The 13,824-nt window shown below is 39.5% G+C and carries 17 protein-coding genes; all 17 read left to right on the top strand.

Annotated elements, in window-relative coordinates:
• Positions 1-35: 35 nt before the first annotated feature.
• The 17 genes from fliF to fliP all read left to right on the top strand — a co-directional run bounded on the left by fliF (position 36) and on the right by fliP (position 13,817).
• On the top strand, positions 36-1,619 hold the full coding sequence (gene fliF, locus M3600_RS00460; protein ID WP_233314402.1) for a flagellar basal-body MS-ring/collar protein FliF: 1,584 nt from the start codon (positions 36-38) through the stop codon (positions 1,617-1,619).
• Positions 1,620-1,635: 16 nt separating this feature from the next.
• Positions 1,636-2,652, top strand: coding sequence for a flagellar motor switch protein FliG (fliG, locus tag M3600_RS00455; RefSeq protein WP_233314401.1), 1,017 nt, complete (start codon positions 1,636-1,638; stop codon positions 2,650-2,652).
• On the top strand, positions 2,645-3,391 hold the full coding sequence (gene fliH / locus M3600_RS00450; protein ID WP_251644587.1) for a flagellar assembly protein FliH: 747 nt from the start codon (positions 2,645-2,647) through the stop codon (positions 3,389-3,391). The genes fliG and fliH overlap by 8 nt, the downstream gene beginning before the upstream one ends.
• A gap of 2 nt (positions 3,392-3,393) precedes the next feature.
• The gene (fliI, locus tag M3600_RS00445) at positions 3,394-4,716 is read left to right on the top strand and encodes a flagellar protein export ATPase FliI (RefSeq protein ID WP_233314784.1); all 1,323 of its coding nucleotides are present in this window, start codon (positions 3,394-3,396) and stop codon (positions 4,714-4,716) included.
• Entirely contained in the window at positions 4,713-5,165 is a 453-nt protein-coding gene (gene fliJ, locus M3600_RS00440; RefSeq protein WP_233314399.1) for a flagellar export protein FliJ, read from the top strand. Before fliI ends, fliJ begins: the two co-directional genes overlap by 4 nt.
• A complete protein-coding gene (locus M3600_RS00435; RefSeq protein ID WP_233314398.1) occupies positions 5,165-5,785 on the top strand; it encodes a MotE family protein in 621 nt (206 codons plus the stop codon). The genes fliJ and M3600_RS00435 overlap by 1 nt, the downstream gene beginning before the upstream one ends.
• 48 nt (positions 5,786-5,833) lie before the next feature.
• Entirely contained in the window at positions 5,834-7,201 is a 1,368-nt protein-coding gene (locus M3600_RS00430; RefSeq protein WP_237941183.1) for a flagellar hook-length control protein FliK, read from the top strand.
• 18 nt (positions 7,202-7,219) lie between these two features.
• Positions 7,220-7,858 carry a flagellar hook assembly protein FlgD gene (gene flgD, locus M3600_RS00425; protein WP_233314396.1) on the top strand — a complete coding sequence of 213 codons (639 nt, stop codon included), beginning with the start codon at positions 7,220-7,222 and terminating at the stop codon, positions 7,856-7,858.
• 11 nt (positions 7,859-7,869) lie between these two features.
• Complete coding sequence (locus M3600_RS00420; RefSeq protein ID WP_233314395.1) at positions 7,870-8,256, top strand: TIGR02530 family flagellar biosynthesis protein; 387 nt, start codon at positions 7,870-7,872, stop codon at positions 8,254-8,256.
• A gap of 92 nt (positions 8,257-8,348) precedes the next feature.
• Positions 8,349-9,131 carry a flagellar basal body rod protein FlgG gene (gene flgG / locus M3600_RS00415; protein ID WP_237941184.1) on the top strand — a complete coding sequence of 261 codons (783 nt, stop codon included), beginning with the start codon at positions 8,349-8,351 and terminating at the stop codon, positions 9,129-9,131.
• A 57-nt stretch (positions 9,132-9,188) separates the two neighbouring features.
• On the top strand, positions 9,189-9,413 hold the full coding sequence (locus M3600_RS00410) for a flagellar FlbD family protein (protein WP_237941185.1): 225 nt from the start codon (positions 9,189-9,191) through the stop codon (positions 9,411-9,413).
• Positions 9,400-9,828, top strand: a complete 429-nt coding sequence (gene fliL / locus M3600_RS00405) for a flagellar basal body-associated protein FliL (protein ID WP_233314392.1) — start codon at positions 9,400-9,402, stop codon at positions 9,826-9,828. The genes M3600_RS00410 and fliL overlap by 14 nt, the downstream gene beginning before the upstream one ends.
• Before the next feature lie 36 nt (positions 9,829-9,864).
• Entirely contained in the window at positions 9,865-10,863 is a 999-nt protein-coding gene (gene fliM, locus M3600_RS00400; RefSeq protein ID WP_251644586.1) for a flagellar motor switch protein FliM, read from the top strand.
• Complete coding sequence (fliY, locus tag M3600_RS00395; protein ID WP_233314390.1) at positions 10,853-12,034, top strand: flagellar motor switch phosphatase FliY; 1,182 nt, start codon at positions 10,853-10,855, stop codon at positions 12,032-12,034. Before fliM ends, fliY begins: the two co-directional genes overlap by 11 nt.
• Positions 12,035-12,064: 30 nt before the next feature.
• Positions 12,065-12,427 (top strand): chemotaxis protein CheY, encoded by a 363-nt coding sequence (gene cheY, locus M3600_RS00390; protein ID WP_233314389.1) that lies wholly within the window; start codon positions 12,065-12,067, stop codon positions 12,425-12,427.
• 30 nt (positions 12,428-12,457) lie between these two features.
• The gene (locus tag M3600_RS00385; RefSeq protein WP_237941187.1) at positions 12,458-13,159 is read left to right on the top strand and encodes a flagellar biosynthetic protein FliO; all 702 of its coding nucleotides are present in this window, start codon (positions 12,458-12,460) and stop codon (positions 13,157-13,159) included.
• Positions 13,152-13,817 (top strand): flagellar type III secretion system pore protein FliP, encoded by a 666-nt coding sequence (fliP, locus tag M3600_RS00380; protein WP_233314387.1) that lies wholly within the window; start codon positions 13,152-13,154, stop codon positions 13,815-13,817. Before M3600_RS00385 ends, fliP begins: the two co-directional genes overlap by 8 nt.
• Positions 13,818-13,824: the final 7 nt, after the last annotated feature.

The raw sequence follows: 13,824 nt of genomic DNA, 5'->3' as shown, positions 1-13,824 counted from the left end.
ATTAACATATAAAATAACGGTAACCGGGGGTAGAAATGAAAGAGAATATGAATAAGTTTTTTAATCCTTTAAAAGAATATTGGACAAACCGTTCGAAAAAGCAAAAGACAATGTTAATAAGCAGTGTTCTTTTGCTTCTTCTTGTGATATGTATTGCGGTTTTCTTTTTAACAAGAGTAAATTTAGTTCCTTTATACAGCAATCTGTCTCCATCCGAAACAGGTGCGATTAAAGAAAACCTTGATGGCAGAGGAATTAAGTCGGAAATTTCTGATGGCGGAAAAACGATAAGTGTTCCAGAAGAGGTTGTTGACACGCTGAAAGTTGAGTTGGCAGCTGAAGGGATTCCAAACTCAGGAAATATTGACTATTCGTTCTTTAGTGAAAATGCAAGCTTTGGAATGACAGATAATGAGTTTAATGTCATGAAGTTAGATGCAATGCAAACAGAAATCGCGAACTTGATCAAGGGGATTGACGGTATCAATGATGCGAATGTAGTCATTACATTGCCAAGTGAAGGTGTGTTTGTATCAGATGAAACAGGAGACGCTTCAGCCTCCATTGTACTGAACACAAAAGCAGGCTATAACTTCTCAGAGAGTCAAATAAAAGGATTATATACACTCGTCTCTAAAAGTGTACCAAACCTTCCTACAGAAAATATCGTCATAACAAACCAAAACTTTGAGTATTTTGACCTAAATTCTACAACTAATACAGCAGGTGATACATTCACTGCTCAAAACAATGTGAAGAAGCAAGTTGAAAAGGATATTCAAAGACAAGTACAGCAAATGCTTGGAACATTAATGGGACAAAATAAAGTCATGGTTTCAGTAACTGCTGATATAGACTTTACCCAAGAAAACAGAGAAGAAAACCTAGTTACACCAGTTGATGAAGAAAATATGCAAGGTATTGCTGTAAGTGCACAAAAAATCTCGGAAACATACACGGGAGAAAATGCAGCGGCACAAGGAACACCTGCTGCTGAAGAAGAGACAGATACAACAACTACTAACACAGAAACAACAACTTCTGGTGATGGCGACTATGAAAAAGTCGATGACACGATAAATTACGAGGTTAATAGAATTAAAAAGCAAATCTCAGAAAGCCCTTATAAAATCCGTGATCTTGGTATTCAAGTAATGGTTGAGCCGCCAACAGCAGATGATCCGACATCACTGCCGCAAGAAAGCATTGATGACATCACAAATATGCTAGGCACGATTGTAAGAACATCTATTGATAAGACGGCAGCTGGCGATCTTACTGATGAAGATTTACAAAATAAAATCGCTGTATCTGTTCAGCAATTTAACGGCAAAGCAACTACGACTGAAACAGTATCTGCTGGAATCCCTTGGTGGGTATATGCAGTTGGTGGAGTATTGCTAGCAGTAATTGGACTATTAATCTTCTTAGTTATTAGAGCACGCAAGAAGAAAGCAGCAGAGCCGGAAGAAGAAATTATTTCTCCTGTCTCAATACCTGATGTAAACGAAGAAGTGGAATCAGAAGGAACGCTTCGCAGAAAGCAATTAGAGAAAATGGCGAAAGAAAAGCCGGAAGACTTTGCGAAACTCCTTCGCACATGGATAACAGAGGAATAAGGCTAGGAGGACAACGATGGCCAGAAAAGAAGCTACGGAACTTACGGGAAAACAAAAAGCTGCTGTTCTGCTTATATCTTTAGGACCAGATGTAGCAGCTTCTGTTTATAAGCATTTGAGTGAAGAAGAGATAGAAAAACTCTCCTTAGAGATTTCTGGTGTGAAGAAAGTAGAGAACACTTCAAAGGAAGAGGTACTAGAAGAGTTTCATAACATAGCATTGGCGCAAGATTATATTGCCCAGGGCGGTATTGGCTATGCAAAAACGGTCTTGGAAAAAGCGCTAGGATCAGACCAGGCATCTGTTATCTTGAATCGATTGACTTCTTCACTGCAAGTCAGACCATTCGATTTTGCAAGAAAAGCAGATCCGAGTCAAATCCTGAACTTTATCCAAAATGAGCATCCACAGACAATTTCATTGATTCTATCCTATTTAGATCCTACTCAGGCTGGACAAATATTGTCTGAACTGCCTCAAGAAATGCAGGCAGATATCGCAAAAAGGATTGCGGTTATGGACAGCACTTCGCCGGAAATTATCAATGAAGTAGAGCAAATCTTAGAGCGGAAATTATCTAGCACTGTTACGCAGGATTACACACAAACAGGCGGCATTGAAGCAGTTGTTGAAGTTCTTAACGGTGTCGATCGTTCAACAGAAAGAACAATTTTAGATGCGCTTGAAATACAAGATCCTGAACTGGCAGAAGAGATTAAGAAAAGAATGTTTGTATTCGAGGATATTGTTACATTGGATAACCGTGCAATTCAGCGTATTATCCGTGAGTGTGAAAACGAAGACCTCATGCTGTCACTAAAGGTTTCTGGCGACGAGGTAAAAGAAATTGTATTCAGCAACATGTCAGCAAGAATGGTCGAGTCCTTCAAAGACGAAATGGAATTCATGGGACCTGTCCGCTTGAAAGACGTCGAAGAAGCTCAATCAAGAATTGTTGCTATTATTAGACGTTTAGAAGACTCTGGTGAGATTGTCGTAGCACGCGGCGGAGGAGATGATATTATTGTCTAGGCTTATTAAATCAAGTTTGGCAAATGCAGAACAGGCAAATGAAAAAATCATCTCCATAAAATACGTGAATAGCTTTCAAACTACAGATATTCAATCAGATGAAGAATATAAACGAATTGTTGATCAAGCAAAGCGCGAGGCTGCAGCAATTCTTGAAGAGGCAAAAAGCGAAGCAGCAGCTGCAAGAGAGCTGCTGCAGCAAGAAAAGGATAACTGGCAAACAGAAAAAAACACTTTGATGGAAGAAGCACATCGCGAGGGATACCAAATAGGTATCAACGAGGGTCAAAATGCTGGATACACAGAGTATGCAGAGTATCTTGAACAAGCAAAAAGCATCATTGAAGCTAGCAAGCTGGACTATGAGAATTATATTAATAGTGCAGAAACGGAAATTTTAGAGCTTGGTATGAAGGTTGCCGAAAAAATCGTTCAGACAAGCATTTCAGAAAATAAAGAACATTTCTTACAGCTAGTCAAAAGGGTTTTAAAAGAAACAAGAGATCAAAAGGAAATTCAGCTTCATGTTAATCCATTACATTATCAATATCTTCTGTCAGAGAAGGATGAATTATTAGCGCTGTTCCCAATTAAGCCAAGCTTGTTCATCTTTCCTGATGAAGCAGCAGCAGAAAATGGCTGTATTATTGAGACGGCTAACGGAAGAATTGAAGCGAGTGTGGATACACAGCTGTTAATGATTAAGCAGAAACTACTAGACCTATTGGAGAGTGAATGAGGATGAAAGCGGCAGAACTTCTATCATCGATTGATACCATCGATCCGTATAAACGTTATGGCAGAGTGAAAAAAGTGGTTGGTCTTATGATAGAGTCGCAAGGTCCTGAAAGCTCCATCGGTGATGTATGCAATATATATATAGGAACAAAGAAGAAACGAGTCATTAAAGCAGAGGTTGTAGGCTTTAAGGAAGACGGGATTATCCTGATGCCATATACGACTGTGAATGATATTTCGCCAGGCTGCCTTGTAGAAGGAACATCTGATCCTCTAGAAATCAAGGCTGGTGCCGGCATGATTGGTACAGTCGTCGATGCACTAGGTATGCCGCTTGATGGATCTTCCCTTCCAAAAGGCTTAAAAAGTGTGCCGATTGACCAAGATCCGCCAAACCCGTTAAAACGTCCGCCTATATCTGAATCAATGGAAGTGGGAGTTAGACTGATTGATGGTCTTCTTACTGTCGGGACAGGACAGCGCCTTGGTATTTTCGCAGGTAGTGGTGTCGGAAAAAGTACATTGCTCGGTATGATTGCCAGAAACACGAAAGCGGATCTTAACGTCATCGCCCTCATCGGAGAGCGGGGCAGAGAGGTAAGGGAATTCATTGAAAGAGATTTAGGTCCAGAAGGTTTAAAGCGATCCATCGTTGTTGTTGCAACAAGTGATCAGCCAGCATTAATGCGGATTAAAGGAGCTTATACTGCAACAGCAATTGCCGAGTACTTCCGTGATAAAGGCTTGAATGTAATGTTGATGATGGACTCTGTAACAAGGGTTGCGATGGCACAAAGGGAAGTGGGGCTTGCAATCGGTGAGCCGCCGACAACAAAAGGATATACTCCATCTGTTTTCGCCATCTTGCCGAAGCTTTTAGAAAGAACAGGTACAAATGAGCATGGCAGCATCACGGCCTTCTACACGGTCCTAGTTGATGGGGATGACATGAATGAGCCAATAGCCGACACTGTTCGGGGGATATTGGACGGTCACTATGTATTAGACAGGGATCTGGCCAATAAGGGCCAATATCCGGCAGTTAACGTTTTGAAAAGTGTGAGCAGGGTCATGAACCATATTGTTCCTAAAGCTCATGTGCGTGCAGCAGAAAAATTAAGAGATTTACTGAGCACCTATATCAACTCTGAAGATTTAATTAATATCGGGGCATACAAAAAAGGTTCCTCCTTGGAAATCGATACAGCAATCCGCTTATATCCTGATATTTTATCGTACATCAAGCAATCGACAGATGAAAAAATCTCCCTAGAAGAAAGTGTTCAGGCATTAATATCATTATCTGGAGTAGGGGATAACCGATGAGCTATAAGTTTAAGTTTGAAAAAATCATGACAATTAAAGAAAGAGAAAAGGATGAGGCGAGCGCGGACTACAACCAAGCTGTCAAGCGCTTTGAGGAAGCGGCCGAGAAGCTGTATGAGCTCTTGAAGCGCAAGGAAGAATTGGAAGAATACCAATCGAACGAGCTTGTTAGCGGACTTTCTGTTCAGTCAATCAGGCATCATCAGCATTTTATCAACAACTTAGCTAAGATGATTGAGCATAGTCAGCAAATGGTTGTTAACGCACGGAACTCCATGAATTTTTATCAGCAGAAGTTGATTGATAAAAACCTGGAAGTGAAGAAGTTCGTCAAAATCAAAGAGAAAGATTTACTACAATTTATCCATACAGAAAAGGTACTAGAGGCAAAGCAGATGGATGACATCTCCATCCAGCAATATATGCAGCCAGGAAGGTTAGGTAGCTAATGGATAACTTAATCGATGATAAAAAGAAATCATTTAACTTTTTTCAGCGTTTTCTGCTGGTTGTTGTTATACCAATAATGTTTGCTGTTGTCGTCGGATTAATCTTAATGGTATATTCCGGTGCGGATGTTGTCACAAAAGGAAAAGAATTAATGAATCAGATTCCATTCCTAAGTTCTGAGAAAGCATCAACAGATCAGATTATTGAAGACAATAAACAGAATATCGCAGATTTAGAAAGTCAGCTTAAAGAGCAGCAAACAAATATAGAAACACTAGAATCACAGCTAAAAGTGAGTGAAGAGGAAAGCAAGGCTTTGAAAGTTGACAAAATCAAGCTCCAGAATCAGCTCGATGAACTCAAAAATACACAAGAAAAAACACAAAAAGCCTTCGATGATATTGTAAAGACATATGAAACAATGTCAGCAAAAAATTCGGCGGCCATTATCTCAGAAATGTCTGAGAATGAGGGATTGAAAATATTGGCATCCCTTAAACCTGCTAAACTTGCGTCGATATTAGAGAAAATGGAACCTTCTGTAGCGAGCAAATATACAGAACTGTTAGCAGCAACTGATTCTGCAGGTGAAACTGCCACAGATAATAGCAGCACTTAAAACAGTATTAAATCCATTTATAGAAATGTTCTGAAAGGAGGTGACAAGATGCTGCTTAATAGTGTGGGGATAAATGCAACAGGAAATACATCAAGTCAGCTTTCCTTTAAGGCGGCAGATAAAAATAAATTTACATCAATGATCAGCGGGATGTTAAAAGGGAAAGCTCCGCAAGAAACAGCAGCGCCAGAGCAAGAGAAAAGCGCGAGTTTACAAGGCTTAACAGATATTTTAACAGAAGAACCGGTAGATCAAGAGCAACTCGCAGAAAGCTTAACTGCGATTCAGCAGCTTCTTGCTGCTAATGGAGAAGAAGGAAAGGATGTATCCGATTCTTTAGAAACAGCTTACGATCTAGTGATCAACCAATTGATGGATTTGTTGAAAGGGCTGGACATTGCAAACATTTCAAACGGCATGTTTACAAATACTGACCTTCCAGAAATGATCAACCAATTAAAGGCAATTCAGCAGGTTGCTGGCCAAAATCCTGATCTTTCCTTGAACAATCAGGCTGCAGATATGATTCAAAGCTTAGCTAAACTGTTCACAAGCTTAATGCAAGCAGCAGGTGGTCAATCACCAACAGCTTCCCAAGCAGCAGAAGCTGCAGCTATTTTGCAGAAAGAGGCCACTGATGACATGTCTGGGACTCCAAGCAGCAAAGCAGGTACAGAAAAAGATGGGCAAACTGCAGTAAAAACTTTGATAGATGCTATTATTCAAAAAGTCGAAACATTAGCTAAAAAGCAAGATAATGCTCCAGCATTGCCTAATAAGGTGCTGAACCCATTGCTTGTTGGAACACTAAAGAAGGCAGAAGCAACAACAGCTGCGGCAGTGACACAAGAGTCAGCTGCTGAACCAAAAGAAACAGACACATCAAGCAAAACAGAATGGAAGATGCCAGCAATTGCAGGACAGCTTCAAAATACAGCTTCTTTCGGAAAGCCAGGAGCATTAACGTTAATTCAAGGCTCAGGCAGCCCGGTTACTGGAAACGAACTCGAAGAGCAGCTTGAAAATATTTTAAAGAGCAGTTCGTTTACGAAAGTCGGCAACAGTCAAAAGCTGATATTAAGACTAGCCCCTGAAAATCTTGGGTCATTAAGAATTGAGATACTGCAAAATGATGGGAATATAGTTGCGAAGATAATGACAACCACAGCACAAGCAAAAGAAGCATTAGATGCTCATATGAACAGCTTAAAGCATGGGCTGAGCTCACAAAATCTTAATGTTGACAAGATTGAAGTTTCCTTTGTTCAACAAGCACAGGACAAAGAAACAAAGGATCAGCAAAGCCAGCAGGAAAACAAACAGCAGCAGCCTGCAGACAAAGAAGGGAATAAAGCAACAGACAAGGAGCAAGAGGAAACAAGCTTCATGGATGAACTTCTGCAAGCAGGATTGTAAGGAAAGGGGATTTACTAATTGGCAACTAAAATCGATGATTCTTCCCTTTATTTATCAAACTATCAGAATCAAACAAGTAATACGGGTAGCACAAGTCTGGGCAAAGATGACTTTTTAAAGATTCTTATTACGCAATTGCAAAACCAGGACCCGACAAACCCGATGGAAGATAAAGATTTTATCGCTCAAATGGCTACATTTTCAAGCTTAGAGCAAATGACAAATATGAACACAACAATGAGTAATTTCATCTCCTTGCAAACACAATCGAACTTGATTTCCTACGGACAGTTTGTCGGCAAGGAAGTTTCATGGACGAAAGTGGAAACAGGTGAAAATGGTGAACAATCCATTACATCTGGAAATGGCAAGGTTGCATCTATTGCTTATAAAGGAACAGATGTTGAATTTACGCTTGAGGATGGCACTGTTGTCAACCCTGGAAACATTTCGACTGTACACAGTGAATCTGCTGACAATAATTTAGTAACAGCAAGCCAGCTAATCGGCAAAACAGTTTCCTACATGAATGCAGACAACGAAGAAATTAGCAGTGTCGTTAAGTCAGTATCATTAAAAAATGGCCAAATCCAGCTTATATTGGATGATGACAAACAAAGCCAGATAACTGCAGGACAAATTACGAAAATTGAATAGGAAGTGATTAGATGGATAGACCTATTTATCCTTCTTTAAAATCACAGGCCGTAATCAATAGTGGCATAAAGACAATTAAATCAAACAGCAGCAATGCTTCTTTTTCATCACATTTACAAACATCAATGCTCTCACTCGATAAACTGTCAATCAGCAAGCATGCATCACAACGTCTCGAACAGCGAGGAATCGTGATAGATGAGGAACAGTGGAAGCAGATTGAACAGAAAGTGAAACAAGCAAAAAAAATGGGAGTCAAGGAATCACTCGTTTTGCTTAATGATGCAGCATTAATCGTCAGCGCAAAAAATAATACAGTGATTACGGCAATGAATCGTAAAGAAGCAACTGAGCAAATATTTACAAATATAAATGGCACAATAATTATGAATGAATAAAAAAAAAATCATTAGGGAGTCAGGCTGGACTGTAATGGAGGCCTAGCTGTGGATAGATAGAAGCAGCTTTTTACTAGAAAGGGGAAAATTAAATGTTACGTTCACTATATTCAGGAATCAGCGGTATGAAAAACTTCCAAACTAAGCTTGATGTTATTGGAAACAATATTTCTAACGTTAATACTTATGGCTTTAAAAAAGGGAGAACAACTTTCAGTGATCTTATCAGCCAAACATCTGCAGGTGCAACAGCTCCAACAGCAACTGCAGGCGGTATCAATTCTAAGCAAGTTGGTCTAGGTTCTCAAGTTGCTTCCATTGACACTATTCATACACAAGGAAGTATGCAAACAACTGGGAGAACGCTTGATTTAGCGATTTCCGGTGATGGATATTTCGTGGTACAAGATGCTGCAGGCTCTAACTTCTATACAAGATCCGGTAACTTCTACTTTGATGCAGACAGAAACATTGTAACATCAAGCGGATTGAAATTAGCTGGAGCAGGCACGATTCCTGAATCAGCACAATCCTTCAGTATCGGAACAGACGGTAGCATCTCATATGTGGATGAAAATGGTGAAACACAAGATGCAGGTCAAATTCAGCTTGCGAAGTTCTCTAACCCAGAAGGCTTGGATAAAGCTGGTGGCAACACTTACCAAGTATCCGGTAACTCTGGTGAAGCTACATTGACTTTTGCAAATGAAAATGGAGCTGGAACAATTAACAGCGGTTATTTAGAAATGTCCAACGTTGATTTATCTGAAGAATTTACAGATATGATTGTTGCCCAAAGAGGGTTCCAATCTAATACAAAAATCATCACTACTTCTGATGAAATCCTGCAAGAATTAGTTAACTTAAAACGATAATAAAAGGAGGAGCAGGAGAGGCAGATAAGTAGAAATCCCCCTCTCCTGTAAATAACAGTGATAAATGTTACTCGATTAAACGGAAAGACTTTCAAGCTTAATGCATTATTTATAGAAACAATAGAATCCTTCCCAGATACAACCATTACATTGGCGAATGGGAGAAAGTATGTTGTGAAAGAAAAAGAAGAAGAAGTTGTTAAGTTAATGAGAGCTTTTTATCAATCTGTTAACCTTTTTGGATTACCGAACTTGGGAGAGAGAGACGATGAAGAACAATAAAGTCCTTGTTATTATGTTAGTTTTAATACTGACAATTGCTCTTGTTGGAGCAGGAGCATTTGTGTATATTTGGAAATTTTCAGGAGAGAAAGAGGAGAAAGAACCTACGATTGATGAAGTAGTGGAAGCTTCTATTGATATTCCTGAATTAACAACCAATTTAGCAACCGATAACTTCATCCGCATATCCTTTAAAGTGCAAACAGATAGTAAAAAAGCGGCAGAAGAACTAGAAAAACGAATTTTCCAAGTTCAGAATATTATCATTCAAGAGCTTTCTGAAAAAACACCGAAAGATATGCAAGGTAAAGAAGGTCAAGTTAAGTTGGAAAATGATTTGAAAGAAAAGATTAATGAGTTAATGCAAGAAGGTAAAGTAGTGCAAGTATATATAACAAATTCTCTTCTCCAATAATAATGGGATGAATGATGAGATTTGAGGTGAAGGTTTTTGTCAGGAGATATTTTATCCCAAAATGAAATTGATGCATTATTGTCTGCGTTGTCATCAGGTGAGATGGACGCAGACGAATTAAAGAAAGAACAGCAAGAGAAAAAGGTTAAGGCTTATGATTTTAGAAGAGCTCTCCGTTTTTCTAAAGATCAAATCAGAAGTTTGACTAGAATCCACGAAAACTTCGCAAGACTTTTGACGACATATTTTTCTGCTCAGCTCAGAACATTAGTGCAGATTTCGGTTACTTCAGCAGATCAGATTCCTTATGAAGAATTTATCCGGTCTATACCGAAAATGACGATTCTGAATGTGTTTGAAGTCACACCGCTTGATGGAAGAATCTTGATGGAAGTGAACCCGAATATTGCTTATGCAATGATGGACCGCATGATGGGCGGTAAAGGAACAAGCGTCAATAAAGTAGAAAACTTGACGGAGATTGAGTCGAAGATTATGTCGAATACATTCGAGCAGGCCTTCGATTACTTAAGAGAAGCATTAGAGGATATTGTGGAAATTGAACCGACGCTGTCAGAGTTTGAAGTGAACCCGCAGTTTTTGCAAATGGTTTCTCCAAACGAAACAGTTGTCGTTATATCTCTAAATACAACAATCGGTGATACAAGCGGAATGATAAATATCTGTATCCCGCATGTTGTGTTAGAGCCAATAATACCGAAGCTGTCTGGACACTATTGGATGCAGACAGAAAAGAAAGCACCTGTGCCTGAAGTGGCTCAAGCGTTGCAAAATAACATTCAAAAATCGATTGTTCCTGTCGTTGCTGAACTTGGAACATCGGATATTTCTATCCAAGACTTCCTGATGCTTGATATAGGGGATGTTATTGAGATGAATCAAACGATAGATCAACCCTTGATTATTAAAGTTGGAGACATACCTAAATTTTTCGGACAGCCTGGAAAAGTGAATAAGAAGGTTGCTGTACAAGTATTAGGGACTTTAGAAAGGGGGAAAGAAGATGGTGAGTAAAGATATGCTTTCACAAGATGAAATTGATGCTCTATTAAGAGGGGATAATCCTGAACCGCAGGAAGAATTAGCAGTGGAGGATTACTTAAATTCAATCCAAGAAGATGCACTAGGTGAAATTGGAAATATTTCATTTGGAAGCTCTGCAACAGCACTTTCTACGCTTTTAAATCAAAAGGTGGACATCACAACGCCTAATGTGACGGTTGTCCTGAAGAAAGACTTAGCAGAGGAATTCCCACATCCATATGTGGCAATCAGTGTGAATTATACAGAAGGTTTCTCTGGCATGAACCTGTTGGTTATCAAGCAATCAGATGCTGCTGTCATTGCAGATTTGATGCTTGGAGGTGACGGCACTAATCCGCCGGAAATGCTTGATGAAATCCAATTAAGCGCAGTTCAAGAAGCAATGAACCAAATGATGGGTTCAGCTGCTACATCTATGTCGACAATTTTTAGTAAAAAGGTGGATATTTCGCCGCCTGCTATCGACATCTTAAATTTGTCAGATGGAGAAGGAGCAGAAACGATTCCAGATCATGATATATTCGTCAAAATCTCTTTCCGTTTAAAAATCGGAGACTTGATTGATTCGAATATTATGCAGCTATTGCAGCTTGATTTTGCAAAAAGCCTTGTAGATAGTCTATTGAACCCGTCTGCAGAGCCTGCTGAACCGCCAGTTCCGGCCCAAGAAGCACCACGGCCAGAGCCTGCTTTAGCGCCGCCAGTTCAACCTAGCTATGCAGAACAGAATTCGGCACCGGCACCAAGCTATGCGCCGCCGCAGCCACAAAGACAGCAGAGCACACCGCAGCACTTTGGGTCAAGCTACAGCGGAGCTCAGCCAAATGTACAGCCAGCAGTTTTCTCTAATTTCGAAACCTTCACACCAAATGAGAGTGAAGCAAGGAATTTGAACATGCTGTTAGATATTCCTTTAAAGGTTACAGTCGAGCTAGGCAGAACAAAGCGTTCTGTTAAGGAAATCCTCGAGCTGAGCTCTGGGTCTATTATTGAACTGGACAAGCTTGCAGGTGAACCAGTTGACATTCTTGTCAATAACAGGCTTATTGCGCAAGGTGAGGTTGTAGTTATTGACGAAAACTTTGGTGTTCGTGTAACAGACATTGTAAGTCAATCAGACCGCTTAAACAATTTAAAATAATCTAATTTATATTTATGGGGGTAGAGAGTTATGGCACAGAAAATACTAATTGTAGATGACGCAGCATTTATGAGAATGATGATTAAAGATATCTTATCTAAAAATGGATATGAGGTAGTTGGAGAGGCTGCAGACGGTGCACAAGCTGTCGAGAAATATAAAGAAACACAGCCAGATTTAGTGACAATGGATATCACAATGCCAGAGATGGATGGTATCACTGCATTGAAAGAAATCAAAAAAATCAATCCAAATGCGAAAGTCATTATGTGTTCAGCAATGGGTCAGCAAGCGATGGTTATTGATGCTATCCAAGCTGGAGCGAAAGACTTCATCGTTAAACCTTTCCAAGCGGATCGTGTTCTTGAAGCAATCGGCAAAACATTAGGATAATTTAGAAACAAATACTAGAGGGTGTCATACTTGAATACAAAACAGTTATTTATTAAATGTTCACTACTCTTAATTGTTCTGCTAGGCTTTAATCATCAAGCCTATGCAGAACAACTTGATAATAGTGTCTATGATGCAATTGAAAAAAATCAGAACCAAACAGAAGAAAACAATAAAAGTAATGAACAAACGGATAACGGCGGGACAGAAGCAACGACAGAAACTAATGATACTGCGGTAACAGAAGCTGGCGATGTGGGGCTTACATTTTGGGATTTTGTTAGAATGATTTTTGCCACTCTTTTTGTTATTGCACTGCTTTATGTTGTGCTCCGCTTTATTAACAAACGTAATCATGTGTTTAAAAGCACACAAATTATTGAGAATCTGGGCGGTACGACATTAGGTGCCAATCGATCTATACAAATTGTGAAAGTCGGCAAACGCTTGCTCGTGGTTGGAGTCGGCGAAAGCATCCAGCTTATAAAGGAAATAGACGATGAAGAGGAATATAAAAGCCTCATCAAAGACTATAACCAAAAGATGGACCAGCTTATACAGCCAAGCGATATTGTGACAAAGGTTATGAATGGCATAAAGAATTATCCTAACCAGAAACAGCAGCAACAATCTTTCGCCAGTCATTTAAAGAAGCAGTTGCAAGAGGTATCGAACGGCCGCAAAGAAATAATGAATGAATTGAAAAAGAGAGGTTCAGAAAAAGATGAATGAGTTTATGCAGCTTTTTAATGACAGTGCACCAGAAAATGTTTCCACTTCTGTGCAATTGTTATTGCTATTGACTGTCCTTTCTTTAGCTCCAAGCATCCTAATATTGATGACTAGCTTTACGAGAATCGTCATTGTTCTTTCCTTTGTCAGAACGGCGCTTGCGACACAACAAATGCCGCCAAACCAAGTTATCATCGGCTTATCCTTGTTTATGACGTTCTTCATAATGGCACCTACATTCCAAGAGGTAAACAAAACAGCCTTAACACCATTATTTAATGAGGAGATTAGTCTCGAACAAGCATATGAGAATGCAGCAGTCCCCTTTAAGGAATATATGAGTAAGCATACAAGACAGAAGGATTTAGCTTTATTTCTCAACTATTCGAAAGCGGAAACACCAGAATCTATCCAAGATATACCACTGACAACATTAGTTCCGGCTTATGCAATCAGCGAATTGAAAACAGCCTTTCAAATTGGCTTTATGATATTCATTCCATTTTTGGTTATCGACATGGTCGTTGCCAGTATCTTAATGTCTATGGGTATGATGATGCTGCCGCCTGTTATGATTTCACTGCCGTTTAAAATATTGTTGTTTGTAATGGTAGACGGCTGGTATTTGGTAGTTGAATCTTTATTAGAAAGCTTTTAAGAAGGGT

The organism is Niallia sp. MER 6, assembly GCF_023714395.1.
In the GTDB taxonomy this organism is placed as follows: domain Bacteria; phylum Bacillota; class Bacilli; order Bacillales; family Cytobacillaceae; genus Niallia.
This window is presented reverse-complemented; position numbering and strand designations above follow the sequence as displayed.

What these genes read in the sequence shown, in the direction of transcription:
- fliF (WP_233314402.1), top strand. Translation starts at nt 36, where the DNA reads ATGAAAGAGAATATGAATAAGTTTTTTAATCCTTTAAAAGAATATTGG.
- fliG (WP_233314401.1), top strand. Translation starts at nt 1,636, where the DNA reads ATGGCCAGAAAAGAAGCTACGGAACTTACGGGAAAACAAAAAGCTGCT.
- fliI (WP_233314784.1), top strand. Translation starts at nt 3,394, where the DNA reads ATGAAAGCGGCAGAACTTCTATCATCGATTGATACCATCGATCCGTAT.
- fliJ (WP_233314399.1), top strand. Translation starts at nt 4,713, where the DNA reads ATGAGCTATAAGTTTAAGTTTGAAAAAATCATGACAATTAAAGAAAGA.
- M3600_RS00435 (WP_233314398.1), top strand. Translation starts at nt 5,165, where the DNA reads ATGGATAACTTAATCGATGATAAAAAGAAATCATTTAACTTTTTTCAG.
- M3600_RS00430 (WP_237941183.1), top strand. Translation starts at nt 5,834, where the DNA reads ATGCTGCTTAATAGTGTGGGGATAAATGCAACAGGAAATACATCAAGT.
- M3600_RS00420 (WP_233314395.1), top strand. Translation starts at nt 7,870, where the DNA reads ATGGATAGACCTATTTATCCTTCTTTAAAATCACAGGCCGTAATCAAT.
- flgG (WP_237941184.1), top strand. Translation starts at nt 8,349, where the DNA reads ATGTTACGTTCACTATATTCAGGAATCAGCGGTATGAAAAACTTCCAA.
- fliL (WP_233314392.1), top strand. Translation starts at nt 9,400, where the DNA reads ATGAAGAACAATAAAGTCCTTGTTATTATGTTAGTTTTAATACTGACA.
- fliY (WP_233314390.1), top strand. Translation starts at nt 10,853, where the DNA reads ATGGTGAGTAAAGATATGCTTTCACAAGATGAAATTGATGCTCTATTA.
- cheY (WP_233314389.1), top strand. Translation starts at nt 12,065, where the DNA reads ATGGCACAGAAAATACTAATTGTAGATGACGCAGCATTTATGAGAATG.
- fliP (WP_233314387.1), top strand. Translation starts at nt 13,152, where the DNA reads ATGAATGAGTTTATGCAGCTTTTTAATGACAGTGCACCAGAAAATGTT.